This is a genomic window from Castellaniella sp. (genome assembly GCF_041675725.1).
Lineage (GTDB): Bacteria > Pseudomonadota > Gammaproteobacteria > Burkholderiales > Burkholderiaceae_B > Castellaniella.
In genome coordinates, this window is record NZ_JBAYTI010000001.1 from 83,774 (window position 1) to 108,256 (window position 24,483).

Sequence of the window (24,483 nt, forward strand, 5' to 3'; positions counted from 1 at the left end):
CGCGTGCCTGCCCGCCACAGGTCTGCAATAACTGCAACAGAATCTGGCGCGACCCGGCATCGATCTGCGGCACAGAAGACCCACCCGCAGGCGGGTGCCCAGTCTGGATGCGGAAAAAAAAGGCCCAAGATCGGAAGATCTTGGGCCAAATCCACCAAAGGAGGAGGGTGGAGGAGACAACCGGGGCATGTCGGGCTACCAGGGCCTTGGCCCGAGCCTGCATGTTTAGGGAAAACCCTTAAAAACATGCTGCGACATCCAATGAATTCATTATAGGTTAATTTTTTGCTGCATTGCAAGAATTATTTGTTGTCAATAGGAATCGGCCATGACTTTGTTGGATTTTTGCACACTCGTTGCCCATCAGCGAACGGTAATGCGGCCGCCCAGCGCCTACAGCCGGTAGGCCGTCGTCGTCATGACCCGGGACATCAGCCGCATGGCCCCCCGGACCGGCGCCGGGAGAGGCACCCCCCCGTGGCGCTCTGCCGTGCTGCGATGGCCGATTTCATCGTCGCGCATCTGGGTGACGATACGCCGCGACCGGGTATCGTGCTCGGGCAGCGAAGCCAAATGGCCGTTCAGGTGTTCCTCGACCTGCCGCTCGGTCTCGGCCATGAAGCCTAGGTTGTAGGGAATGCCGGCCCGGCTGGCCACCAGCCCCAGCCCGAACGAGCCCAAATACCACAAGGGGTTGAACACGCTCGGACGGCTGTTGAGCTCATCGAGCCTTTCACGGCACCAGGCCAGATGGTCGACTTCTTCTTCGGCGGCCTGGAGCAGTACGTCGCGTACGCCCCTATCCCGGCACAACATGGCCTGGGCGCGATACAGCGCCTGGGCGCAGATCTCGCCCACGTGATTGACCCGCATCAGGCCAGCCGCATGACGCGCCTCGGGTATCGACAGGACCGGATCATCGGCCGAAGGCGCCCCGGCCGGGTTCGGCCTGGCATGCGGGATGGTGCCATCCAGGACTTGCAACGCACGCCCGAGCTCGGCGAGCAGCCGGTCCACCGGACTGTGGCGTCGGGCCCAGGCCGGGGCGGCCGGGGCGGGGGGTGGAAGCAGGTCGGGTGCCTGGGCACCCGGGATCGAATCAGCAGCCATTGGACATTCTCGCGAAAAATCGGTCAGCGATGCAGGAAGCGCCAGATGGGCCGGATTTCGGCCAGCAGCCAGGCCAGCGGCCAGAGTATGGCCAAAGCGATCAGGCCCCGGCCCGACCATTCCTGATCATCCTGGAGGTAAGCATTGCACAAACGAACGGGCTGGTCCAGATAGACCATGCCCACGATCGCGCTCATCCAGCAGAAATTACCCAGAAAAAAGACCTTGATGATGATGTTGGCGCGCCGCACCGAAGCCCGCAGTATCCAGCCGCAGACCGGCAGCCCCAGGTACTTGAACCATGTGACGGCGCCGCCCAGCAAGGCGTCGTCCAGCGCCTTGGGAATCATCCAGCCCGCCGCCACCAGACTCACCAGCAACAGACCAGGCAGGCCGTATTCGTTGACCGACCAGCCTGTGCTGCCCGGATCGACCTCCGACCGCCCCGTGCGCGCAACGTGCCAGGCCTGTTGCGCGAACACGCCCGCCAGGATCAGCAGCGGCACCTGCACCAGCATATGCAGGCTCATGAGTGCGGTCAGCGGCCCATGCAGGCCTGTGGCCAACGCCAGGCTCAGGGCGGCCAGCGCGGCCCACGCCGCTGCCCGGCCCGCCATCATGGCTGCACTCCAGCGGCACCCGCCAGTTCCCGGGCGGCCTGCAAGGCCAGGCCGGGGGTATCCAGATCCAGGATGCGGGACAGGCGCGCATCCGGCGTCACGACGTGAAAGGCGGCATTGTGCTCGAACTCGCCCAGGGGCGCTGGAATCACGGTAATGCCGAACAGATCCAGCGCCTCGTGCATCTGCTGCGGATCCTCGAAGGCCATGAATCGCCAGACGTCATCGCGCGCATGCATGCGGCGGGCATATCGGGCCAGATCATCGGCCTTGTCGCGTGGATCGAAACTGATGCTGATCAGGCGTATGCGATCCTGCAACCCTTCGCCCTCGATCACTTGCTGCAGCTGCTCTGTAAGCGATCCCTGCGCCAGGCACAAGGCGACGCAGCGCGTATAGAAGAAATTGACGATGGCCACCCGGCCATCCTCGCGCAGATCGGCATCGAGCGACTGCAGATGGCCTGTATCGTCCAGCACCTGTGCATCGGGGATGGGCCTGGGCTGCTGCGCCACGGACTGCCTGCGGGCCGTTTCGGCCGTCAGGGCTGAAAAGCCGTCGGTCAGAAACCACAGGACCCCGATACCCGCCGCCATGGCAAGCACCAGGGCCAGAAACCAGCGCAGGATCACATCAGGACCTGCCTGCCGGCCCACCCGCCCGGCGTGCGCAAAGCCCGCTTATTGGCCGAGCAGCGGCCGCAGATCTTCATCACCCTTCCAGGGTTCTGTCTGGCCCTTGGTTTCTTCACGAACCTGGGCCACGTAAGCCGCATCGGTTTCGGACGCCGAATTGCCGAAGCTGGTGCGCACGTGGTTGACCACGGCAGCCACCTCGGCGTCGGAGAACTTGGAGAAATGGGGCATCTCGCCATTGTACTCGTTGCCCTCGACCGTAATCGGACCATGAATGCCGTGCAGCACGATGCGGATCATGACGCCGGCATCGTCGGCATCCACCCACTCGGACTTGGACAGCGGCGGGAAGACCCCCGGCACACCGCCCCCATTGGCCTGGTGGCAGGCTACGCAATTGGCCATGTACACCTGGGCGCCATCGACCGACGCGGGCACCGCGAAATCGGCCTCGACCCGATTGTCGCCCACCCAGGCCGGCATGGGGTTGAAGGTGGAATACATGTGATACACCGCCCACAGCAGCAACAGGCCGATGACGGTCAGCACAATGATGGGGATGGGCCGGCTGCCTTCGTAGGGCTCGGGGTTTTCACGCTTTTGCTGGACGAATTTCGAATCGCTCATTTCCGGGCTCCTTGGCTGTCGGCCGCCTCATCGGGTAATGTCGGCAGTTCGACGCCTGGGTTGATCGGATAGGTATGATCCAGGCCGACCAGGTAGTCGACCAGGTCCAGTGCCTTCTGGCTGGCCACGACCACCTTGCCCTGCGGGGCGAATTCGGGCGGCAGGTTGATGACCTTGTCATTGGCCCCTGCCGTGTCCTTGAGCTCGAAGAGGAACGGAAATGCCGGCATGTTGCTGCCCGACACATAGGCACGCGGTTGGTACAGGTGGCCAAGATTCCAGTCCACACTGGGCTGGCGCGCCCCGATGTTGAAGAGGTCGGGCCCCGTACGCATGGTGCCCAGCAAGTGGGGCCGGTCGTAGTAGTAGTCGGTTGCCACCGGCGCACGGCCCCAGCCGCGCTGGAAGTCCGGCGCCTGCGACTGGCTGCGCGGCTGCTGTGAATGGCAGTAGACGCAGCCCATTTCGATATAGACCTGCCGACCGCGCAGTTGCTGCTCGGTATACGGCTTGAGCCCGGGGGACGGCTGCATGTCGTCCAGCTGAAGATAAGGCAGCACCACCAGGGTGGCGGTGGCCAGCGCGAGAGTGACCATCGCGCCGCTGAGAAGTTTGTATTCGCTATCCATGATCAGGCACCTGCAACTGCCTGATTTTCAGGCTGATACTTGCGTTCACGCAACAAGGCGGGGCCGACACGCCGGGCGCCATAGCGCAGGGCCATGAGCACGAAGTGTGCGGCGAAGACGAGATGGCCCAGTGTCATCATGGTGCCCCCGATGGAGCGACCCTCGAGCCAAGGCATGGTGACGTGCACCGAATCCATGAAGGGCCGGGCGGCATCCAGCATGGCCAGGCCTTGCAGCCAGCCGCCGATGGACAGGGTGACGAAATACACCCCGATGCCCAGCGTCACCAGCCAGAAATGGAGGCTGATCAGCTTGGGGTAGGGCCACTCCCAGGCCATCACGCGCGGCATCACGAAATAGATGGCGCCGAACATGACGATGCTGAAGAAGGCGTACAAGCCCAGATGCGCGTGCGCCACCGTGAAGTGGGTGAAGTGCGCCACGGTGCTGATGCTGCGCAGGGCCTCGAACGAGCCCTGGAAGGAGCTGAGCGTGTACATCATGGCCCCGATCACGATGAAGCGCAGGGTGGGCGAGTACGCCATGGTCTTGAAATTGCCGCGCATGGTGAGGTGCTGGTTGACCGAGAAAGCCAGCACCGGGATGATCATCATCATCGACTGCACGATGGAAAGGGTGATGAGCCAGTGCGGCACCGGGCCGCCGACCAGGTGGTGGCCGCCGACCTGCCCGTAGAAGAAGGCCAGCGCCCAGAAACCGATCAGCGACAGGTTGTATGACTGGATCGGCCGGCCGATGATCTTCGGCAGGAAGTAATACACCGACGCCAGCGCAATGGGGGTGTAGTACAGGCCCAACACGTTGTGCCCGAACCACCAGTTCATGGCGGCCTGCTCGACCCCGAAGTGCACGCCCGGCACCTTGCCCACGAGATACAGCACCGGGAACCAGAACAAGGCCGCCCCCATGTACCAGATGGACACGTACAGGTGCTTGACCTTGCGGTTGCGCAGCGTGAAGACCAGCGGGAAGGCGATCAGCGCACCGCCGATGACGATCAGGATGCTGAGCTGCCAGGGCACCTCGAGCCATTCGAGGCCATCGTTGATGCCCATGGCGATGCTGACCAGACCGGCCGTCAGGCCCACGTTCCAGAACGCGCAACCCAGCAGCGCGAACCCCCCGCCGTACAGGCGGGTCTTGAGCAGGCGCGGCAACACCCAGATGGCCACGCCAAAAGCCGCCATGGGACACCAGCCATAGGCCACCATGTTCAGGTGCAGGGTCCGCGTACGGCCAAACGTCAGCCAGGCGTAGTCGGTCAGGAATTCGGGGTTGTGCAGCTTGATGGAGCTGATGAGCCCGAACGTGGACGCCAGCACCAGCCAGATGATGGCAAAGCACAGAAAGACGAAAGTCACCTTGGCCGTGGACTGGTCCGACACCATCCGGTCCGCCAGCTCTTCGTGCAGCTGCGCGGCCTTGCTTTCATCGATGGCGACCGTGCCGCCCTCGATCATGGTTCTTTGCAGGCCCTCGAGCTGCTCTGGAGTGGCCGACGGATCTTCGACGTGGCCGATTTCGCCCGTCGAGAAGATGACTTTGGCGGCCTCTGGGTTGTCGTCGAACAAATTGCGTCTGAGCGACCAGATGAACACACCCAGGCCGGTGACGGATAGAATGAATGTCAGGAGCAATACGGTGATGGTATCCACGGGCATTTCCGATGGTTTCTGAAAGCGCGCCAAAACCGCGTATCACGGGCTTCGACAACGCGATATTGTAGCGTCAGATTTGATCCATGATAAATCCGCAGCAGAAATTGCGTGATTTATTTCCACGAACGTGATAGGGGTATTTCATGCAATGCACACTGGACTGGCAGGGCCCCGAGGGCATGCTGTTCATCTCGCGTACCGGCAGCGGCCATGTCCTGGCCATGGACGGCGCCCCCGACGGCGGGGGCCAGAATCTGGCGCCCCGCCCCATGGAGACCCTGTTGTCGGGTGCCGGGGGCTGCGCAGCCTACGACGTCGTGCTGATCCTCAAGCGCGGCCGGCACAAGCTGACCGCCTGCCGCGTCACCCTGACGGCCGAGCGCGCCGCGCAGGATCCCAAGGTCTTCACCCGCATCCACTACGCATTCCAGCTGACCGGGCACGCCTTGCCCAGGCCAGCGGTCGAGCGCGCGGTTCAGCTATCGCATGAAAAATACTGCTCGGCCATCGCGATGCTCGAAAAAACAGCCGAGATCAGCCATTCGATCGAAATCATCGAAGCCTGATCGAACCTGCCGTCCATGCCGCCGGGGCGCCCGCCCGGCGCTCAGACCGCCATCGGGGCGGTCAGGGGCGGATGATGCCGGTAGCCTACCAGTGTGAAATCGCCCGGTTCGATCCGGTCGAGCCACTCGGGTTCGTAGCGGCCCGTATCGGCATACGCAGGCACCCTATCTGACAGGCACAGCTGCGGCAGGGCGTAAGGCTCGCGCTGCAGCTGCTCGCGCAGCATGTCGACGTGGGTTTCGTAAATATGCGCATCGCCGATGAAATACGTGAACCAGCGCGCCTCGTAGCCGCTCAGGCGGGCCATGAGGTGCGCCAGCGCGGCCCCTTCCGCCAGGTTGAACGGCGTGCCCAGCCCCACGTCGTTGCTGCGGATATACAGGCAAAGCGACAGCTCGCGCGTGTCTGGATTGGCCAGGAACTGATATAGAAGATGGCAGGGCGGCAGGGCCATTTCCTCGATCTGTGCACAGTTCCAGCCATGGAACAGCATGCGCCGGCTGCCGGGATCACGCATCAGCGTGTCCAGGCAGGCGCGCAGCTGGTCGATCGGCTTGTACAGCAGCACGTGCGGTTCGTGGCCTTCGTGTTCGTGGCCTTCGTGTTCGTGGCCTTCCTGTTCGCGGCCTTCCAGAATGCGGCCCAGCCGCCGGTAACCCAGGGCCTGGGCCGCCTGGATGCGGGCCTCTTCATGATCCGGCAACAACTTGTATGCCGGCCACTGGCGCCACTGGACGCCATAGACGGGGCCCAGGTCGTCGGGCCCGTCACGCCAGGGGCTGTCGCGCCAGGCTTGGTTTTCGTTGGCGTTCTGGTCCCATACGCCACACCCCAGCTCGCGGAAGCGGCGGGCGCTGTCTTCGGCCCGCAGAAAACCCACCAGTTCGCCCATGGCGGCCTTGAAGGCGAGGCGCTTGGTGGTGACGGCCGGAAACCCCTGGCGCAAGTCGAACCGCATGCTGGCGCCCGGCACGCTGAGTGTGCGCACCCCCGTGCGGTTGGCCCGCCAGGCGCCCTGTTCGAAAATGGTGCGCACCAGATCCAGGTAAGGGGTCACGTCATTTGCTCCAGTATGCGGCGGGCCCGCTCGATCAAAGGCAGATCGACCATGCTGCCATCCAGCCGAAAAGCGTAGTCGCCGGTGGTATCGGCGTGCGCAATGACCCGTCGGGCCCAGTCGATTTCTTCGGGCAATGGACGGTAGACCCCGTGCACCACCGGGATCTGGGCGGGGTGGATGCACAGCATGCCGGCAAACCCCAGGTCCCGGGCGAAGCTGGCCGACACGCGCAAGGCGTCGAGGTCGGTGAAATCCGCCTGGACCCCGTCGAGCGGCGCACCGATGCCCTGGGAGCGGCTGACTTCGAGCACGCGAAAGCGGACCTGGTCGAGCATCATGCGGGCCGCATCGGTACCGGGCCGTGTGCCAAAATCGACCATGATGTCCAGCATGCCGAACGACAGGCGCGCCACGCTGCTGACCCGCGCAATGGAATCCAGCGCCCGCAGCCCTGCAGCTGACTCGACGACCGGAATGAGCGGCTTGCCCGCCCCGGACACCAAATACACCTGCTCGGCAGCCTGCGCCTTGGGCAGCATGATGCCCGCCACGGACGCCAGCGAGCGGCACAGGGCCAGATCGTCTTCAAACCACGGGGTGGTGGCGTCGTTGATGCGCACCCACAGCGGCTGCCCCGGGTGCGCATCGGCATAGCGCGCCAGGCTCTGGCGCGCCTGCGCTTTGGATTCTGGCGCCACGGTATCTTCGAGATCTACGATCACCGCATCGGCGCCACTGGCAAAGGCCTTGGGGATCCGGTCGGGACGCAGGGCGGGTACGAACAAGGCTGAACGCATCGAGATGGCAGACATGGATCCCCCTATGAACATGAGCCGCGCAGCGGATTCATTTCCCCTGCCAGACGGGCGCGCGCTTCTCGGCGAAGGCCCGCGCGCCTTCACGCGCATCTTCGGATGCAAACACGTGCGCGATGCGCGGGCGCTGCAGATCGAACATGTCTTCGGGGCGCCAGTTGCGCGATTGCGTAATCATGGCCTTGGCCGCACGCACGGCCAGGGGCCCGTTGACCGCCACCTGGTGAGCCAGCTGCACGGCCGCCGCGAGCGCCTGGCCCGGCTCGACCAGCCGATTGACCAGGCCCAGCGCGTGCCAACGCTCGGCCTCGTAGAGGTCTCCGGTGAGCACGGCCTCCATGGCCATATGATACGGGATCCGCGCCGGCAGACGCAGCATGCCGCCCGATCCGGGTACCAGGCCGCGCTTGACCTCCGGCAGGCCGAAGCGGGCATCGCGCGCGGCGACGACCAGATCGCAGGCCAGGACCAGTTCACAGCCGCCGGCCAGCGCATAGCCCTCGACGGCCGCGATCAGCGGCTTGGCCGGTGGCCGCTCGCACAGCCCCGCCAGGCCCCGGTCGCCAACGTACGGGCGTTTGCCGGTCGCGGCGAATTCCTTCAGGTCCATGCCCGAGCAGAAATGGCCGCCCGCGCCAGTCAGCACCCCCAGGCGCAGGCTGGGATCGGCATCGAGCTCGTCCAGCGCGGCCGCCAGCTGCTGCGCGATTTCCTGGTTGATGGCGTTGCGCGCCTGTGGGCGATTCAACTGCATGATCAGTACGTATTCGTCGCGTCGAACTTCGACCATATGGCTCATGATGACTCCTTGAAAGGTTCCGCAGGCCCCTCCGAATGAACGAAATGGGCGCTACTGGATAAAATGTCCGTTTCGAGGCCGTTCGCCACCGACCGTGCCCCGATCGAATTCTGCCAACCTAGCGGGCCAACCGCCACACTATGCTCACATTCCAACAACTGATTTTATCGCTGCAACAATTCTGGGCCGACCAGGGCTGCATCCTGCTGCAACCCTACGACATGGAGGTCGGCGCGGGCACCTCCCACACCGCCACTTTCCTGCGCGCCATCGGCCCCGAGCCCTGGTATGCCGCATACGTGCAGCCGTCGCGCCGCCCCAAAGACGGGCGCTACGGCGAAAACCCGAACCGGCTGCAACATTACTATCAATACCAGGTGGTGCTCAAGCCCGCACCCACCGACATCCTGGACCGCTACCTGGAATCCCTGCGCGCGCTGGGCATCGATCCCCGGGAACACGACATCCGCTTCGTCGAGGATGACTGGGAAAACCCCACCCTGGGTGCCTGGGGGTTGGGCTGGGAGGTCTGGCTCAACGGCATGGAAATCACCCAGTTCACCTACTTCCAGCAGGTGGGCGGGCTCGACTGCAAACCCACGCTGGGCGAGATCACCTACGGCCTGGAGCGGCTGGCCATGTATCTCCAGGGGGTCGAGTCGGTCTACGACCTGGTCTGGACGCACCGTCCCGATGGCCAGGCCGTGCTGTATCGGGATGTCTTTCACCAGAACGAGGTGGAACAATCCGCCTATAACTTCGAACACGCCAGCATCCGCATGCTTTTTGCCCACTTCAACGATCACGAAGCCGAAGCCCGGCGCCTGATCGACATCCCGCTGGCACTGCCCGCCTACGAGTCCACGCTCAAGGCGGCGCATGTATTCAATCTGCTCGACGCCCGCGGCGCCATCAGCACCACCGAACGGGCTGCCTATATCGCCCGCATCCGCAATCTGTCGCGAGCCGTCGCACATGCCTACTATCGGTCGCGCGAGCAGCTGGGCTTTCCGATGCTGGAGGCGGCATGACCCAGGACACGCGCACGCTGCTGGTCGAGCTGCTGACCGAAGAACTCCCCCCCAGGGCGCTCGAAGCCCTGGGCAAGGCCTTTGCCGACGGGATACGCCAGATCCTCGGCGAGCACGATCTGCTCGAGACCCCAAGCACCGCTGAAGCCTTCGCCACGCCGCGCCGCCTGGCGGTGCGTATCACCCACGTGCGCGGCCAGGCCCCCGATCACGAACGGTCCGAAAAGCTCATGCCGGCTCACATCGGCCTGGATGCTCAGGGCCAGGCGACCCCGGCCCTGCGCAAGAAACTCGAAGCCAAGGGCCTGGCGCACGTCGATCCGGCAAGCCTGGTCAGACGCCATGACGGCAAGCACGACATGCTGTATGCCGAGGGCCAGGTGGCGGGCAGCACGCTGGCCCAGGGGCTGCAGCACGCCCTGGATCACACGCTCACGCATCTGCCCATTCCCAAGGTCATGCAATACCAGTTGGCCGACGGCCACACCAGCGTGAAGTTCGTACGGCCCGCCCACCAGCTGCTGGCGTTGTGGGGGCCAGACACCGTACCCGTCCAGGCATTGGGTCTGCAGGCCGGGCGCACCACGCTGGGGCATCGCTTCCTGTGCGCCGGGCCGCTGACCATCGCCTCGGCCGACGACTGGGCCGCCACCCTGGCCGATCCAGGCCACGTCATCGCCTCGCCCGCCCAGCGCCGCCGCCTGATCGCACAGCAGCTCGCGGAGGCATCGGCGGCCTTCGGGGCGACCATAGGCAGCGGCCCGGACGTCGACGACCTGCTGGACGAAGTCTGCGCGCTGGTCGAATACCCCACCACGTACGCGGGCCAATTCGACCCGGCCTTTCTCGAAGTCCCATCCGAATGCCTCATCCTGACCATGCGGCTGAACCAGAAATACTTCCCGCTGTTCGAGCCGGATACGGGCGCCCTCACCAACCGCTTCCTGATCGTCAGCAACATGCGGCTGGCCGACCCGACCAATATCATTCACGGCAATGAGCGCGTCGTCCGGCCGCGGCTGGCCGACGCCCAGTTCTTCTACCACGCCGATCTGAAAATCCCGCTGGCCGAGCGCGTGGCCGACCTGGCCCACAGCGTCTACCACAACCAGTTGGGTTCGCAGCTCGAGCGCACTCACCGGGTGCAGGCGGTGGCCGGCTGGCTGGCGCCCCGGCTCGGGGGCTCGGTGTCGCTGGCCGAGCGCGCCGCCCTGCTGGCGCACGCTGATCTGGGCACGCAGATGGTGGGCGAATTCCCCGAACTGCAAGGCATCATGGGCGCACGCTATGCGGCCCACGATGGCGAGCCCGACGAAGTCGTACACGCTCTGCAAGACCAGTACAAGATCCGCCTGGACACCCCCGTCACGGCGCAGACCCTGACGACGGCCGTCTTGTTCATGGCCGAGCGCGCCGAAACCCTGGTGGGGATCTGGGGAATCGGCCTGGTCCCGACCGGCGAACGCGACCCCTATGGCCTGCGGCGGGCGGCCCTGGGCCTGATCAGCGCCTACGAACAGCTGGTGGCCGGTGGCCTGCTGCCGGTCAGCCAGGAAAGCCCGGTCGGGCTGTCGGCCCTGCTGCAGCAAGCCGCCGCACAGTTCGCCGCCGGCACGCTGGCCGAAGATACCGTACCGGCCGTCCTCGATTTCGTGCTCGAGCGCTATCGCCACCAGCTGATGCCCACGCTGGACCGGGCGGCGATCGACGCCGTCCTGGCGCTGCGCCCTCCCGTGCATCAGATCCCGGCGCGCATCGAGGCCTGCATGCGCTTCCAGAACAGCCCTGAAGCCACGGCCCTGGCGGCCGCCGACAAGCGCATCCGCAACCTGCTCAAGAAAGCCGACGCCGTGCCCGAGCACGTGCACCCCGAGCATCTCAAAGACCCGGCCGAACAGCAGCTCGCGGCCACCCTCGAACGTTTGCGGCCCCAGGCTCAGGCCGAACTCCAGGCCGGGCACTTCGTGGCCAACCTGGGCCTGCTGGCGCAGGCCCATGACGCCGTGACCCGCTTCTTCGACGAAGTCATGGTCATGGACGAAGACATGCAGCTGCGCCGCAACCGCCTGGCCCTGCTGCAGGCCCTGCACCAGTTGATGAACCAGGTGGCCGACCTCTCCAGGCTGGCTCCATGAAGCTGATCATCCTGGATCGCGACGGCGTCATCAACCACGACAGCGATCGGTTCATCAAGTCACCCGAAGAATGGCAGCCGATCGCGGGCAGCCTGCAAGCCATCGGCCGCCTGTCCCAGGCCGGCTGGCGCGTGGTGGTGGCCAGCAACCAATCGGGAATCGCCCGCGGCCTGTTCACGATGGAGACCCTGGGCTCGATTCACGCCCGCATGCGCGACGCCTGCGCCGAGGCCGGCGGGCGCATCGACGCGATCTTCTTCTGCCCGCACGGACCGCACGATGACTGCGCCTGCCGCAAGCCCCGGCCAGGCATGCTGCACGACATTGCCCAGCGGTTCGACGTGCCGCTCGCGGGCGTGCCCCTGGTCGGTGACAGCCTGCGCGACCTGCAGGCCGGCGCGGCCTGCGGCTGCGCCCCGTGGCTGGTGCTCACCGGCAAGGGGCGCGCGACACTCGAGGCGGCGGGCGGTCCCGGGGGGCTGCCTTCGGGCGCCCAGGTCTGCGATGATCTTTCGGCCGTGGTCGACCGGCTGCTGGGAGACGCCTGATGGTCTGGCTGCGCTCTACAGCCTACATGGCGTTCCTGGTGGTCACCGTCGTCCCCTACGCGATCTGCTGCGTCCTGTGGGCGCCACTGCCGTTGGGGTGGCGCTACCGTCTCACCCTGGGCTGGCCCGCCATGGCCTTGTGGGGTGCCAAGGTCATTCTGGGCATGCGCTATCAGGCGCTGGGGCGCGAGCATCTCCCCGACGGGCCGGCCATCATCCTGTCCAAACACCAGTCCGCCTGGGAAACGCTGTACTTTGCCGTCAAGCTGCCGCGAGACGTGGTCTTCGTCTACAAGAAAGAGCTGCATTACGTGCCGTTCTTCGGCTGGAGCCTGGCCCTGCTGAGCATGATCCCCATCGACCGCACCAAAGGGCGCGAGTCATTCGACCAGGTGGTGCGCACGGGCAGCCGCCGGCTGGCCGAAGGCCGCTGGCCGGTGTTGTTCCCCGAAGGCACGCGGGTCGCCCCGGGGGAAACGGGCCGCTACAAGCAGGGCGGCACCCTGCTGGCCTGCAAGACCGGGGTCCCGGTGGTACCGGTGGCCCACAACGCGGGCGAATGCTGGCCCCGCAACGCGTTTCTCAAGACCCCCGGCCTGGTCACGGTATCCTTCGGCCCGCCCATTTCTCCCGAAGGCCATAGCCCGGCCAGCCTGAACCGGGCCGTACGCGACTGGATCGAGGCCGAGATGCGCCGCCTGAATCCCGAACGCTATGCCGGCGAACGGGTGGACATCGCGCCCGCAGCCCGCTGAATTTTGCGTATGATGGATAGGTGACTACAAAGGAGCATCGCCATGCGTTTGTTGCACACCATGCTGCGAGTCGGCAATCTCGAGCGTTCACTCATGTTTTACACCGAGATCCTGGGCATGCAGCTGTTGCGCCGCAAGGATTACCCCGACGGCCGGTTCACCCTGGCCTTCGTGGGCTACCAGCCCGAATCCGATGGGGCGGTCATCGAGCTCACCCATAACTGGGAAACCTCCGAATATGATCTGGGCAACGGCTACGGCCACATCGCCATCGAAGTCGAAGACGCCTACGATACCTGCGCCACCATCAAGGCGCGGGGGGGCCTGGTCGTGCGCGACGCGGGCCCCATGAAACACGGCACCACCGTCATCGCCTTCGTCGAAGATCCAGACGGCTACAAGATCGAGCTCATCCAGCGCGACAGCCGGGCCAACTGACTACAAACCGCTTCCCACGAGACATGCTAAGAAAAACCTTTCCCAGCTATGCCACCTGGCTGGATCGCACGTGGTTCTATGCCTACACCACCCTGTGCGTGCTGGTCCTGTTGTTCCTGCTGCTGCCCGAACTCACCATCATTCCGCTGTCGTTCAACCAGGACACCTTCCTGATCTACCCGATCAAAGAGTTCTCGCTGCGCTGGTACGCCGAGTTCTTCCAGTCCGACGTCTGGATGCGCGCCACCAAAAACACCTTCATCATTGCGCCGGCCGCTACCCTCATCGCCACCGTGCTGGGCACGCTGGCCGCCGCCGGCATGACGCTCTACGAATTCAAGGGCAAGGGCATCATCACGGCGATCCTGATCTCGCCCATGATCGTGCCGCTGGTGGTCACCGGCCTTGGCATCTACCTGTTCTTCGCCCCGTACGGCCTGGTCAACAGCTACGTCAGCATCATCATCGCCCACGCGGCGTTGGGCACGCCATTCGTGTTCATTACCGTTCTGGCCACCATGCAGGGGTTCGACAAAAACCTCACCAAAGCCGGCTACAGCCTGGGGGCGGGCCGGCTGCGCACGTTCTTCGACATCACGCTGCCCATCATCGCGCCGGGCGTCATATCCGGGGCGGTGTTTGCCTTTGCCACGTCATTCGACGAAATCGTGGTCGTATTGTTCCTGGCGGGCCCCGAGCAGGTCACGCTGCCGCGCCAGATGTTCAATGGCGTACGCGAAAACATCAACCCGACCATCGCCGTGGTGGCCACCATCCTGATGGTGTTTTCCACCACGTTGCTGCTCACCCTGCTGTGGCTGCGGGCCCGGGCCAAACGGCGCACCGGTACCTGAACGGGCTGGGTCGCGGCGTTGGGCCGCTACCGTGCCTGCGCCCGCACCCCAACGGGGCCGGCGCCAGCATTCAGCTGGATGCGCCCGCCTGTATGGCCTCATAGGCCGCGCGCAGCTCGCGCTTCAGCACCTTGCCAATCTCGCTGCGCGGCAAGAGGCCGGCCAGGCATACGTCGGCCACGCGCTGCACCTTGCCCACCCGCGCGTTCAGCCACGTCTTGAGCTGCCCGGCGTCTGGCGCCGTACCCGCGCGGGCCACCACGAAAGCCACGGGCGTCTCGCCCCAGCGCTCGGACGGCACGCCCACCACGGCACAGTCCGCCACAAGCGGGTGCTGCCGCAGCACCGTCTCGATGTCAACCGGATAGACATTGAAGCCGCCGCTGATGATCATGTCCTTGAGCCGGTCGCCCAGGATGATGAAGCCGTCATCATCCAGCCGGCCCACGTCGCCACTGCGCAAGTAACGCTGCCCGGCTTCATCGAACCATTCGATCGCGCGGGTCTGGTCGGGCATGTGGTGGTATTCGTTCATCATCAGATTCGAACGCCCGACCATCTCGCCCTGGGCGCCGGGCGGCAGTTCCCGCCCCTGGCCATCGATGAAACGGATATCGGCCCCCTGGGCGGGCCGCCCGACCGTGTGCAACTTGTCGGGGTGCTCGTGACAGCGCAATTCGCTGCTCACCCCCCCTTCGGTCAGGCCGTAGTATTCGACCAGGGGGCCCGGCCAGCGCCGCAGGATCTCGGCCTTGAGCGCGGCCGAGAACGGCGCGCTGGTACAGAATTTGTATCGCAGGCTGCGCAGGTCGGCTCGATCGAATGCCGCATGATCGAGCAGGCGCCGATATTGCACCGGCACCAGCATCGCATGCGTGGCCCGGTGCTGCTCGGCCAGTTGCAGGTAGTGGCCGGCGTCGAATTTGCGCATCAACACCACGGTGCCGCCCAGGGCCAGCGTGGGCATGACGGCAATCAGCGTCGTGTTGGAATACAGCGGCGTGGCGCACAGCGACACGGCCTGCTGGTCATACCCATTGCGGATGGCCCGGCGCACCTGCATCCAGCGCATCAGCCACGACTGCACGATGCCCTTGGGCAGCCCCGTGGTGCCCGAGGAATAGATCAGGTTGAAGGGCGACTGCGGCCCTGGCTCGAACGGGGTTGGCAGTGCGCCGGGCGCAGCCAGCCAGCGGGACCACGGCACGCCCGCCACCGGGGCATCATCCAGCGCCACGCATGGCGTGCCCACACGGGGCTGCCAGGCCGCTGCCACGGATGTATCGCGCAGCAGGAGCTTGGCACCCGCGTTTTCGAGCATGCCGTCCAGTTGCGCCGCGCTGGCCGACGGCGCCAATGGCGCGACCACCATCCCCGCCAGCAGCGCCCCGGCAAACCCCTGCAGGTATTCGATCGACGTACCTGCGCAGATGGCCACGCCGTCGCCCGGCTGCAGGCCATCGTCTTGCAGGCGGCACGCCACGCGCTGCATGGTTGCATACAGCTCGCCATAACAGACCCGACGGTCCTCGAGTATCAATGCCGGGTGGTCGGGACGCACCTGCGCATGGCGCCCGACCAGATCGGTGATCGCCGCGAAGCCGAGCGCCTGCAGCCGTTTCTTTTCGGCCCGCGCTTCGGCCTGCGCGAGATCATGGGCAGGATTCCCGGACCGGTTCGACACGACAGACTCAGCCATTTTGCATTCAGCGACAAGGACGGACAAGATAGGTCGAACATGATACACGCCCTGCGCTACACACCCCGCGCCCGACGGCCGGCACGCGCCGGGTGCGTGTCGGGTGCGTGCCTTGACACTGCCTGCGGCCTGAGTGATGATGTTAGGGTCGGAGCCGTGGTTTCTGGGTCCTGATGGCATGCCGCCCGTTGTCGGGCGGCCACGTAGGTTCAGGTCCAGGATGCAATTTTTCCAGCAGTCCTTCATGTTGTACGCAGAACACATCCTCATTCCAGACACCAGGTTTCTTTCAGGCCAGCGGTACGAAAACGCCCACACCATGGTCGCCATGGCCGAAACCCCCCAGATCCTTGCCAGCCGTCGCCGGCGCCGGGCGCCCTACAGGCCCGAAGCGGGCGGCCGCACGCTCCATGGCGGCCGGCTGCAACCCCAAGATTGAACCCTCACAGGAAAGTCATATGTCAACATTGTCACCACTGGCCAGTTCGGATGCCCAGCATCAACTGCACTCCTATACCAACATGGTGCAGCTTCGCAAAGAAGGCTCGATGATCATCGAGCGCGGCGACGGCATCTACGTGTTCGACCAGGCCGGCAAACGCTACATCGAAGGCCTGTCCGGCCTCTGGAGCGTGGCGCTGGGCTTCAGCGAACCGCGCCTTGCCGAAGTCGCATACAAGCAGATGAAGGAACTGCCCTTCTATCACACGTTCTCACACAAGACCAACATTCCGTCGATCGAACTGGCCAACAAGCTGGTGCAGCTCACGCGGGGCAAGATGGCGCAGGCTTTCTTCACCAACTCGGGATCCGAAGCCAATGACACCATCGTCAAGCTCGTGTGGTATTACAACAATGCCCTGGGGCGCAAAGACAAAAAGAAAATCATCGCACGCAAGCTGGGCTACCATGGCGTCACGATCGCGGCGGGCAGCCTCACCGGCATGGAACGCAACCACAAAGACTTCGACCTGCCGCTGCCCCGGATCCTGCACACCAGCACCCCCTATTGGTATCGCAATGCCCAGCCGGGCGAATCCGAGGCCGACTACGCCACGCGCTGCGCCCAGGAACTCGAAGACATGATCCTGCGCGAAGGCCCGGATACCGTCGCGGCGTTCATCGGCGAGCCCATCATCGGCGCCGGGGGCGTGATCGTTCCGCCCGACACCTACTGGCAGAAAGTCCAGGAAGTCTGCCGCAAATACGACGTGCTGGTCATCGCCGACGAGGTCATCACCGCCTTCGGGCGCACGGGTCACATGTTCGCCTCCGACCTCTACGACATCAAGCCCGATTTCATGACGCTGTCCAAACAGATCACGTCGTCCTACCTGCCTCTTTCCGCCGTGCTGATGAACCAGAAGGTGGCTGACGTCATCAGCAACCATTCGGGCACCGTGGGTGTCTTCGGGCACGGCTATACCGCCAGCGGCCACCCGGTGTGCACGGCCGTCGGCCTGGAAAACATCCACATCATCGAAGAACGCAACCTGGTCGAGAACGCCCGCACCACGGGCAAGGTGCTGCAGGACGGCCTGCGCACACTGGCCGACCACCCCCTGGTGGGCGAAGTGCGCGGCGAAGGGCTGATCGCCGCGGTCGAACTGGTGGCCGACAAAAAAACCCGTGCGCCCTTCGACCCGGCGCTCAAGGTGGGGCCGCGCCTTCAGCAGCGCTGCCAGGACAACGGCTTGATTCTGCGCGGCATCGGCGAAAGCATTGCCTTCTGCCCGCCGCTCATCACCACGGCGCAGCAGGCCGAAGACATCGTCGCCATTTTCAAGCAGTCCATCAACGAGCTCCAAGAGGAACTCTGATCCGTGTCCGGCGCCCACCAGGCCTGGCGCAGCCGATGCCGGCGGCGCCTGGTCCAAGTCTCGAACCCGATCCAGCGCTTGGCGGTGGTATAGTTCGAGACTTTGGCGGCGTTTTGCGCGCAATTCTCATGCAAACGGGAACCATTCGACATGCCGAACAGCAGTAACGAGGTACTCGTCAGTTTTCGCCAGGTACAGAAGTCATACGATGGCACCAGCCTGGTCGTGGTCGATCTGAATCTCGACATCTACAAGGGTGAATTCCTGTCCCTGCTGGGCCCGTCCGGTTCCGGCAAGACGACCTCGCTGATGATGCTGGCGGGGTTCGAAGAGCCCAGCGGCGGCACCATCACCCTGCAGGGCCGTGACTTGCACGATGTGCCTCCGCACAGCCGCAACCTGGGCATGGTGTTCCAGAACTACGCCCTGTTCCCGCACATGACGCTGTACAAGAACATCGAATACCCGCTGAAGGTTCGCAAAATGCCGACCGACGAGCGGCGCGCCCGGGTACAGAAGGCGCTCGACATGGTCGAGATGGGCGAATACGCCAACCGGTATCCCGGCCAGATCTCGGGGGGCCAGAAGCAGCGGATCGCCCTGGCGCGCGCGCTGGTGTTCGAACCCTCTGTGGTGCTGATGGACGAGCCCCTCGGGGCGCTCGACAAAAAACTGCGCGAACGCATGCAGCTCGAGCTCAAAGACCTGCACAAGATGCTGGGCATCACGTTCTTGTATGTCACGCACGACCAAAGCGAAGCGCTCACCATGAGCGACCGCATCGCGATATTCAACCATGGCGTGATCCAGCAGGTCGACGTCCCCGAAGTCCTGTACGAAGAGCCGCGCAACCGCTTCGTGGCCGGCTTCATGGGCGACAGCATCCAGATCGAAGGCGTGCTGACGGCCATCGACGGCGATTACTGTACGGTGCGCCTGTCCGAGGACCAGGTGTTGCGCGGCTTGAACGTGCACTCGCTGGCCAGCGGCACGTCCTGCGTGATCGCGATCCGCCCGGAGCGGGTGACCCTGACGCCCAACGCCGACAACAACCACTTCATCGCCAACTTCGAGGAAGACGTCTACCAGGGCGACCACATCCGGGCACAATTCCGCCTGTCGCAAGGCGGCGACAAGATTTTTGTAAAAATTCCGTTGCAGGAATCGACTCGTCCTCGAACCGAAAAAGCACCACACAGGCTCTATGTGGAACCTTGCTTCGTACGAGTCCTTGAGCCATGACACCAATGAGCCATAAAACACACAGGAGATACCCGATGCATTTGAAACTCACCAGCACACTGCTTTTAGGCGCCGCACTGGCATGGGGCGGCGCGGCCCACGCCCGAGACCTCACGGTCGTAAACTTTGGCGGCGCGGGGGGCGCTGCCCAGAAATCGGCGTGGTTCGACCACTACACCAAGGACACCGGCAAACCCATCATCGAAGTCGCCTACAATGGCGAGCAAGCCAAAATCAAGGCCATGGTGGATGCCAACAACGTCGTCTGGGACGTCATCGAGGGTGAAACCGGTTCCATGCCACAAGGCTGCGAATCCGGCGTCTACGAAGACATCGACTGGGCCAGCATACTCGATGCCGACGACTTCCTGCCGGGCGCGCTCGAGTATTGCGGCGTGGGCACCTGGGTGTGGGGCTACGTCATGACCTACAACACCGAACTCACCAAGGAAGCCCCCACCAGCTGGGCCGATTTCTGGAACGTCGAGAAATTCCCCGGCAAGCGCGGCATGCGCAAGACCGCGCTCTACAACATCGAACCCGCGCTGGTCGCCGATGGTGTGCCGGTCGAAGACGTCTACAAGGTGCTGTCCACCCCAGAAGGCATCGATCGCGCCTTCAAGAAGCTCGACGAACTCAAGCCGCACATCCAGTGGTGGGAAGCCGGGTCGCAACCCGTCCAGCTGCTCGCCGCGGGCGACGTCGTCATGTCCCCGGTCTACAACGGCCGCGTCTTCGATGCCCAAAAGGAAGGCTACCCGCTGAAGGCCGTCTGGAATGCCAGCCTGTATGACTACGACTACTGGGTCGTCCCCACCGGCTCGCCCAACAAGGAACAGGCGATCGAGTTCATCAAGTACATCACGGCGCCCGATCAGCAGGCACGGGCGGCAGCTGCCATCCCGTATGGTCCGGTAACCAAATCGGGTCTGGCCAAGGTCAGCCCCGAGGTCCTGGCCCAGCTGCCCAATGCGCCTGAAAACGCCAAGAATGCGATTCGCAACAACATCGAGTTCTGGGCGGATCATGGCGAAGAGCTCGAGCAGCGTTTTGCCGCATGGGCTGCGCAGTAAATTCGCACGCACCATGACCCCCGGCCAGCTGGAGACCGAATCCAGCAGGCTGGGGGGCCGGCGGCGTTCTGCCGCCGGTCGCCTGGGCGGCGATACGCTGACCGTCGGAACAGAGGTAACCAAGGATGGAACTGACTGCGCCTGACAGTGCAGCACTGCTGGCAAGCACACTGCGTGAAAAGCGTCGTGTGCGCCGGCGCGCAATTTTTCTGATTGCGCCCCTGATGCTGTTTCTGCTGATTCTGTTCATTGTGCCCATCGGTACGCTCCTGGTGCGCGCAATGGCCAACCCCGAGGTCGTGGCGGGCCTGCCCCAGACCGTCAGGGCGCTGGCTCAGTGGGATCGCCAGTCACCGGTGCCGGAAGCCGGCTTCAACGCGCTGGCCCACGACCTGGCTGCGATCCGTGGCGACCGCAAGGCCGGCGATCTGTCGCGCCGGCTGAACTACGAAATTCCCGGCTATCGCTCTCTGATCTTCAAAACCATCAACCGGTTGCCCAAGGAGATGTCCGAGAGCCAGCAGTTTGGTTCGAGCGATATCCTCAAGATCGACAAACGCTGGGCCGACCTGAAATACTGGCACGCCATCGCACGCAACAGCTCTGCATGGACGCCCTATTACCTGCTGACGTCCCTGGACCTGCACGTCAATGACGACGGAAAGATCGCCCGCGTGCCGCCGGACCAGTCGGCATTCGTCAGCATCTTCGCGCGCACGTTCGAGATCAGCCTGATCACCACGCTCATTTGCCTGGTGCTGGGCTACGCACTGGCCTACTGGATGGTGCGCATGCCCGACAACATGGCAAACGTGGTGTTCGTCATCATCCTGATCCCGTTCTGGACGTCGGTGCTCGTGCGCATATCGGCCTGGATCGTGATCCTGCAGCGGCAGGGCCTGATCAACACCCTGCTGATGAAGCTGTCCCTGACCGACGAACCCATTCCGTTGCTGTTCAACCGCACGGGCGTCTACATCGCCATGATCCAGGTCCTGCTGCCCTACATGATCTTGCCGATCTACAGCGTCATGAAATCCGTTTCGCCCAACCTGGAGCGCGCCGCCGTGTCGCTCGGCAGCCATCCGCTGCAGGCCTTCATCCGCATCTACCTGCCGCAGACCTACCGCGGCATCGCATCCGGTTCGCTGCTGGTCTTCATCATCGCCGTCGGCTACTACATCACCCCGGCGCTGGTGGGCGGCGCAAGCGACCAGTTCATCAGCTACTACGTGGCCTACTTCACCGACACCACGATCAACTGGGGCATGGCAAGCGCCCTGGGCCTGCTGCTGCTGGCCAGCACCTTCATCATCTATACCTGTTACCGGTATTTTTCCGAGGAAGACGCCCTGTGACGACCGATGCCCCCGCGCCCGCCGTCTTGTCGACACTCGATGAGGGCATTTGCACACTGACCCTCAACCAGCCAGGCAAACGCAACGCCCTGACGACGGAAATCCGCCTGCGCCTGACCGAGCTCGTGCAACAGGCGCGCGATGATGCAAACATCCGGGTCGTGGTGCTACGCGGCGCGGGCGGTGCCTTCTGTTCCGGGGGCGACGTCGATGCAATGCTGGATGGTGCGCTGAACGGGCCCGGCTGGCGCAGCCGCATCCGCAAGCAGCGCGAATGGCTGGATATGCTGATCGAACTGGAAAAGCCGGTCATTGCCGCCGTCGACGGCCCAGCCTATGGGGCGGGTTTCGGGCTGGCGCTGGCTGCCGACTTCATACTGGCCACGCGGCGCGCACGGTTCTGTGCCGTATTCGGCCGTGTCGGGCTGGCGCCCGATCTGGGCACCATGTATCTGCTGCCGCGCATCGTAGGGCGCCAGCGCGCCAAAGAGATCGTCTTTACCACGCGGGTCATCCACGCCACCGAAGCCCGCGAACTCGGCCTGGCGTTCCAGGTGCTCGAAGACGGCAACGCCCTGGACCAGGCCGCCCGAGACCTGGCGCTGCGCCTGTGCGCAACGTCGCCCGTGGCGTTCGGGGTGACCAAGAACATCATGAACCAGTCTTTCGAACTGGATGCCGGGGCCATGGCGGACCTCGAGGCCTACGCGCAGGCCGTGTGCCACGACACCGATTACCACCTCGACGCCCTGCAACGCCTTCGCGACAAACAGACACTGCGCCTGTCATGGGATTGAAAGCGCTGTTCCACAGCCTGCCCGGTATTTTTTGCGGAATTCAACATGACCTCCACTGATTCACAATCCACACCGGCCACGGATGCGCTGGCCGGCCTCCGCGTGCTGGACCTGTCACGCGTACTGGCGGGGCCCTGGTGTACGCAGAACCTGGCCGACCTCGGGGCCGACGTGATCAAGATCGAAAAGCCGGGCGAGGGCGATGACACCCGGCACTGGGGGCCCCCTTATTTTCCGGATGCCGACGGCCAGCCGACGGATCAGGGCTGTTATTTTGCCTCTTGCAACCGCAACAAGCGTTCGGTCACCGTCAACATCGCAAGCGAGGACGGCCAGCGCATCATCCGCGATCTGGCCCGGCAATCGGACATCCTCGTGGAAAATTTCAAAGTGGGCAACCTGGCCCGCTATGGTCTGGACTACGCCAGCCTGGCCGGTTTGAATCCCCGCCTCATTTATTGTTCGATCACGGGTTTTGGCCAGACAGGCCCGTTTGCCCACCGGGCCGGCTACGATCTCCTGATCCAGGCCATGAGCGGCATGATGAGCATTACGGGCCGGGGCGATGACGAACCCGGGGGCGGGCCGGTGCGTGTCGGCGTGGCGATTACCGACCTGATGTCGGGCATGTACGCGACCATCGCGATTCTGGCCGCCCTGGAGATGCGCCAACGCACCGGGCACGGCCAATACATCGATACGTCGCTACTGGACGTCGGCATGGCCATGTTGGCGAACCAGGCGTCGGGCTTCCTGAACACGGGCGACGTACCTCCGCGCCTGGGCAACGTGCACATGAGCCTGTCGCCTTACCAGGACTTTCCCACGGCCGACGGCCGTGTCCTGATGGGGATCGCCAACGACGGCCAGTTCACCCGGTTCTGCAAGGCGGTGGGGGTCGACTGGATGAATGATGAACGCTTCCGTACCAACGCAGTCCGCGTAGAGAACCGGCCCATCCTCGTCGGGCTGATGAGCGAACTCCTGCGCACGCGCACGACCATGGAATGGGTCGAGCTGTTCCAGGACAAGGCGGTGCCCTGCGGCCCCATCAACGATATCGGAGCCGCCTTCGAGAACCCGCAAGTGCAGGCGCGTGGCCTGCGCATCCACCAGAAGCGCTATCCGGACGGCGCGGTACCCGCCGGCGAGATCATCAATGACGTCGTGGGCGTCGCCAGCCCGTTGCGGCTATCCGATGCCCCGGCCCGGCTGCGGCATGCCCCGCCGGCGCTGGGCCAGCACACGGACGAGGTCCTGTGCGAACGCCTCGGCCTGGCGCCTGCCGATCTGCAGGCACTGCGGGCCAGGGGCGTGATCTAGCCCCGGCCGAGCGGCCGAGCCCCTTCTAGCCCTTTTTCTGCCCCTTTTTCTGCTTGCGGTCGATGAACGCCTGCATCAGCTGCTGCGGCTCCGTGCCCCTGTAGCTGCCAGCAAAAACCGCCACACTGTCCTTGATGCCGCGTTCGATGTGCGGATCTTCCCAGGACCGCAGCAAGGCCTTCTGGCTGCGCAAGGCGCCCGGCGCACAGGCCAGGATCTCGGTGGTGGCGTCGGCCACGGCGGCATCCAGCGCGCCGACAGGCGCGACCTGGTTCAGGAGCCCCCAGCGCAGCGCCGTGTCGGCATCGATGGTTGCCCCGGTCAGGACCAGCCAGCGCATATTGCCCTCGCCGATCAGGCGGGCGAGCAGCCTGGCATGGATGACCGACGGGATGCCGATCCGGACCTCGGGCATGGAGAACCGGGCGGCCCCGGATCCGATGCGCAGGTCGCAGGCGGCGGCAAACTCGAGCCCGCCGCCGATGCACCAGCCCTGGATACAGGCGATGGTGGGAACCGGGAAATCACGCACCGCCTCGCAGAGATTGGACAGATCTGTGATGAATGCCGCTGCGCTGGACGGATCCAGCCCGGCCATGACCCCGATGTCGACACCGCCCAGGAAGGCCTTGTCGCCCGCGCCACGCAGCACCAGCGCACGAATGGATTCATCCTGCGCCAACCGGCGCAGGACGGCTGCCAGTTCGGCGATGGTGGCCCGATCGAGCAGATTCAGGGAAGTACCGTTATCGACCGTGAGGGTCAGCACCCCATTGTCGGCGTGCGAGATGTCCAGGTTTTTCGAGCTCATGGGGCCTCGGAAGAAAGGGTTGATGGCGATGCTCGGGCTATCATATCAGTTGCCAGGC

General features: G+C 64.4%; 25 protein-coding genes. 14 read left to right on the forward strand and 11 right to left on the reverse strand.

Annotated elements, in window-relative coordinates:
* Nucleotides 1–393 precede the first annotated feature (393 nt).
* Genes coq7 through WCZ84_RS00425 form a run of 6 tightly spaced genes read right to left on the reverse strand, consistent with a single transcriptional unit; the run spans nt 394 to nt 5,297 of the window.
* Nucleotides 394–1,110, reverse strand: coding sequence for a 2-polyprenyl-3-methyl-6-methoxy-1,4-benzoquinone monooxygenase (gene coq7 / locus WCZ84_RS00400; RefSeq protein ID WP_372684264.1), 717 nt, complete (start codon nt 1,108–1,110; stop codon nt 394–396).
* Between the two features lie 23 nt (nt 1,111–1,133).
* Nucleotides 1,134–1,730, reverse strand: a complete 597-nt coding sequence (locus tag WCZ84_RS00405) for a hypothetical protein (RefSeq protein WP_372684265.1) — start codon at nt 1,728–1,730, stop codon at nt 1,134–1,136.
* Nucleotides 1,727–2,362 (reverse strand): SCO family protein, encoded by a 636-nt coding sequence (locus WCZ84_RS00410; RefSeq protein ID WP_372684266.1) that lies wholly within the window; start codon nt 2,360–2,362, stop codon nt 1,727–1,729. Before WCZ84_RS00410 ends, WCZ84_RS00405 begins: the two co-directional genes overlap by 4 nt.
* Before the next feature lie 48 nt (nt 2,363–2,410).
* Nucleotides 2,411–2,992 (reverse strand): cytochrome c, encoded by a 582-nt coding sequence (locus WCZ84_RS00415; protein ID WP_372684267.1) that lies wholly within the window; start codon nt 2,990–2,992, stop codon nt 2,411–2,413.
* Nucleotides 2,989–3,621 (reverse strand): cbb3-type cytochrome c oxidase subunit II, encoded by a 633-nt coding sequence (locus WCZ84_RS00420; protein ID WP_372684268.1) that lies wholly within the window; start codon nt 3,619–3,621, stop codon nt 2,989–2,991. The genes WCZ84_RS00415 and WCZ84_RS00420 overlap by 4 nt, the downstream gene beginning before the upstream one ends.
* Before the next feature lie 2 nt (nt 3,622–3,623).
* Nucleotides 3,624–5,297: a cbb3-type cytochrome c oxidase subunit I gene (locus tag WCZ84_RS00425; protein ID WP_372684269.1), complete on the reverse strand. Its 1,674-nt coding sequence runs from the start codon at nt 5,295–5,297 to the stop codon at nt 3,624–3,626.
* Between the two features lie 146 nt (nt 5,298–5,443).
* On the opposite strand from WCZ84_RS00425, the gene WCZ84_RS00430 reads away from it, so the two are divergent.
* Complete coding sequence (locus WCZ84_RS00430; RefSeq protein ID WP_372684270.1) at nt 5,444–5,866, forward strand: OsmC family protein; 423 nt, start codon at nt 5,444–5,446, stop codon at nt 5,864–5,866.
* A gap of 41 nt (nt 5,867–5,907) precedes the next feature.
* Here the strand turns inward: WCZ84_RS00430 and thyA are convergent, their stop codons facing one another.
* From thyA to WCZ84_RS00445, 3 genes are read right to left on the reverse strand one after another with little or no spacing between them, the layout of a single operon-like run.
* Nucleotides 5,908–6,924 (reverse strand): thymidylate synthase, encoded by a 1,017-nt coding sequence (gene thyA, locus WCZ84_RS00435; protein WP_372684271.1) that lies wholly within the window; start codon nt 6,922–6,924, stop codon nt 5,908–5,910.
* On the reverse strand, nt 6,921–7,739 hold the full coding sequence (locus WCZ84_RS00440; RefSeq protein WP_372684272.1) for a CoA ester lyase: 819 nt from the start codon (nt 7,737–7,739) through the stop codon (nt 6,921–6,923). Before WCZ84_RS00440 ends, thyA begins: the two co-directional genes overlap by 4 nt.
* A 34-nt stretch (nt 7,740–7,773) precedes the next feature.
* A complete protein-coding gene (locus WCZ84_RS00445) occupies nt 7,774–8,541 on the reverse strand; it encodes a crotonase/enoyl-CoA hydratase family protein (protein WP_372684273.1) in 768 nt (255 codons plus the stop codon).
* Between the two features lie 140 nt (nt 8,542–8,681).
* On the opposite strand from WCZ84_RS00445, the gene glyQ reads away from it, so the two are divergent.
* From glyQ to WCZ84_RS00475, 6 genes are read left to right on the forward strand one after another with little or no spacing between them, the layout of a single operon-like run.
* A complete protein-coding gene (glyQ, locus tag WCZ84_RS00450; RefSeq protein ID WP_372684274.1) occupies nt 8,682–9,572 on the forward strand; it encodes a glycine--tRNA ligase subunit alpha in 891 nt (296 codons plus the stop codon).
* Nucleotides 9,569–11,707: a glycine--tRNA ligase subunit beta gene (glyS, locus tag WCZ84_RS00455; protein WP_372684275.1), complete on the forward strand. Its 2,139-nt coding sequence runs from the start codon at nt 9,569–9,571 to the stop codon at nt 11,705–11,707. The genes glyQ and glyS overlap by 4 nt, the downstream gene beginning before the upstream one ends.
* Nucleotides 11,704–12,255, forward strand: coding sequence for a D-glycero-beta-D-manno-heptose 1,7-bisphosphate 7-phosphatase (gmhB, locus tag WCZ84_RS00460; protein WP_372684276.1), 552 nt, complete (start codon nt 11,704–11,706; stop codon nt 12,253–12,255). The genes glyS and gmhB overlap by 4 nt, the downstream gene beginning before the upstream one ends.
* Entirely contained in the window at nt 12,255–13,010 is a 756-nt protein-coding gene (locus WCZ84_RS00465) for a lysophospholipid acyltransferase family protein (protein WP_372684277.1), read from the forward strand. Before gmhB ends, WCZ84_RS00465 begins: the two co-directional genes overlap by 1 nt.
* A 42-nt stretch (nt 13,011–13,052) precedes the next feature.
* A complete protein-coding gene (gene gloA, locus WCZ84_RS00470) occupies nt 13,053–13,448 on the forward strand; it encodes a lactoylglutathione lyase (protein WP_372684278.1) in 396 nt (131 codons plus the stop codon).
* Nucleotides 13,449–13,471: 23 nt separating this feature from the next.
* A complete protein-coding gene (locus WCZ84_RS00475; protein WP_372684279.1) occupies nt 13,472–14,302 on the forward strand; it encodes an ABC transporter permease in 831 nt (276 codons plus the stop codon).
* A gap of 70 nt (nt 14,303–14,372) precedes the next feature.
* Here WCZ84_RS00475 and WCZ84_RS00480 read toward each other — a convergent pair whose 3' ends face one another.
* On the reverse strand, nt 14,373–16,001 hold the full coding sequence (locus WCZ84_RS00480) for a class I adenylate-forming enzyme family protein (protein ID WP_372684280.1): 1,629 nt from the start codon (nt 15,999–16,001) through the stop codon (nt 14,373–14,375).
* Between the two features lie 244 nt (nt 16,002–16,245).
* On the opposite strand from WCZ84_RS00480, the gene WCZ84_RS00485 reads away from it, so the two are divergent.
* From WCZ84_RS00485 to WCZ84_RS00515, 7 genes are all read left to right on the forward strand, one after another.
* Complete coding sequence (locus tag WCZ84_RS00485) at nt 16,246–16,440, forward strand: hypothetical protein (protein ID WP_372684281.1); 195 nt, start codon at nt 16,246–16,248, stop codon at nt 16,438–16,440.
* 19 nt (nt 16,441–16,459) lie between these two features.
* Nucleotides 16,460–17,821: an aspartate aminotransferase family protein gene (locus tag WCZ84_RS00490; protein ID WP_372684282.1), complete on the forward strand. Its 1,362-nt coding sequence runs from the start codon at nt 16,460–16,462 to the stop codon at nt 17,819–17,821.
* A gap of 150 nt (nt 17,822–17,971) precedes the next feature.
* The gene (locus tag WCZ84_RS00495; protein ID WP_372684283.1) at nt 17,972–19,063 is read left to right on the forward strand and encodes an ABC transporter ATP-binding protein; all 1,092 of its coding nucleotides are present in this window, start codon (nt 17,972–17,974) and stop codon (nt 19,061–19,063) included.
* Between the two features lie 35 nt (nt 19,064–19,098).
* Nucleotides 19,099–20,136 (forward strand): ABC transporter substrate-binding protein, encoded by a 1,038-nt coding sequence (locus tag WCZ84_RS00500; RefSeq protein WP_372684284.1) that lies wholly within the window; start codon nt 19,099–19,101, stop codon nt 20,134–20,136.
* Nucleotides 20,137–20,261: 125 nt separating this feature from the next.
* A complete protein-coding gene (locus WCZ84_RS00505) occupies nt 20,262–21,494 on the forward strand; it encodes an ABC transporter permease (RefSeq protein WP_372684285.1) in 1,233 nt (410 codons plus the stop codon).
* Complete coding sequence (locus WCZ84_RS00510) at nt 21,491–22,291, forward strand: enoyl-CoA hydratase/isomerase family protein (protein ID WP_372684286.1); 801 nt, start codon at nt 21,491–21,493, stop codon at nt 22,289–22,291. Before WCZ84_RS00505 ends, WCZ84_RS00510 begins: the two co-directional genes overlap by 4 nt.
* A 45-nt stretch (nt 22,292–22,336) precedes the next feature.
* Nucleotides 22,337–23,614 (forward strand): CaiB/BaiF CoA transferase family protein, encoded by a 1,278-nt coding sequence (locus WCZ84_RS00515; protein ID WP_372684287.1) that lies wholly within the window; start codon nt 22,337–22,339, stop codon nt 23,612–23,614.
* 25 nt (nt 23,615–23,639) lie between these two features.
* On the opposite strand, the gene WCZ84_RS00520 is transcribed toward WCZ84_RS00515, so the two are convergent.
* The gene (locus tag WCZ84_RS00520) at nt 23,640–24,425 is read right to left on the reverse strand and encodes an enoyl-CoA hydratase (protein ID WP_372684288.1); all 786 of its coding nucleotides are present in this window, start codon (nt 24,423–24,425) and stop codon (nt 23,640–23,642) included.
* Nucleotides 24,426–24,483 lie beyond the last annotated feature (58 nt).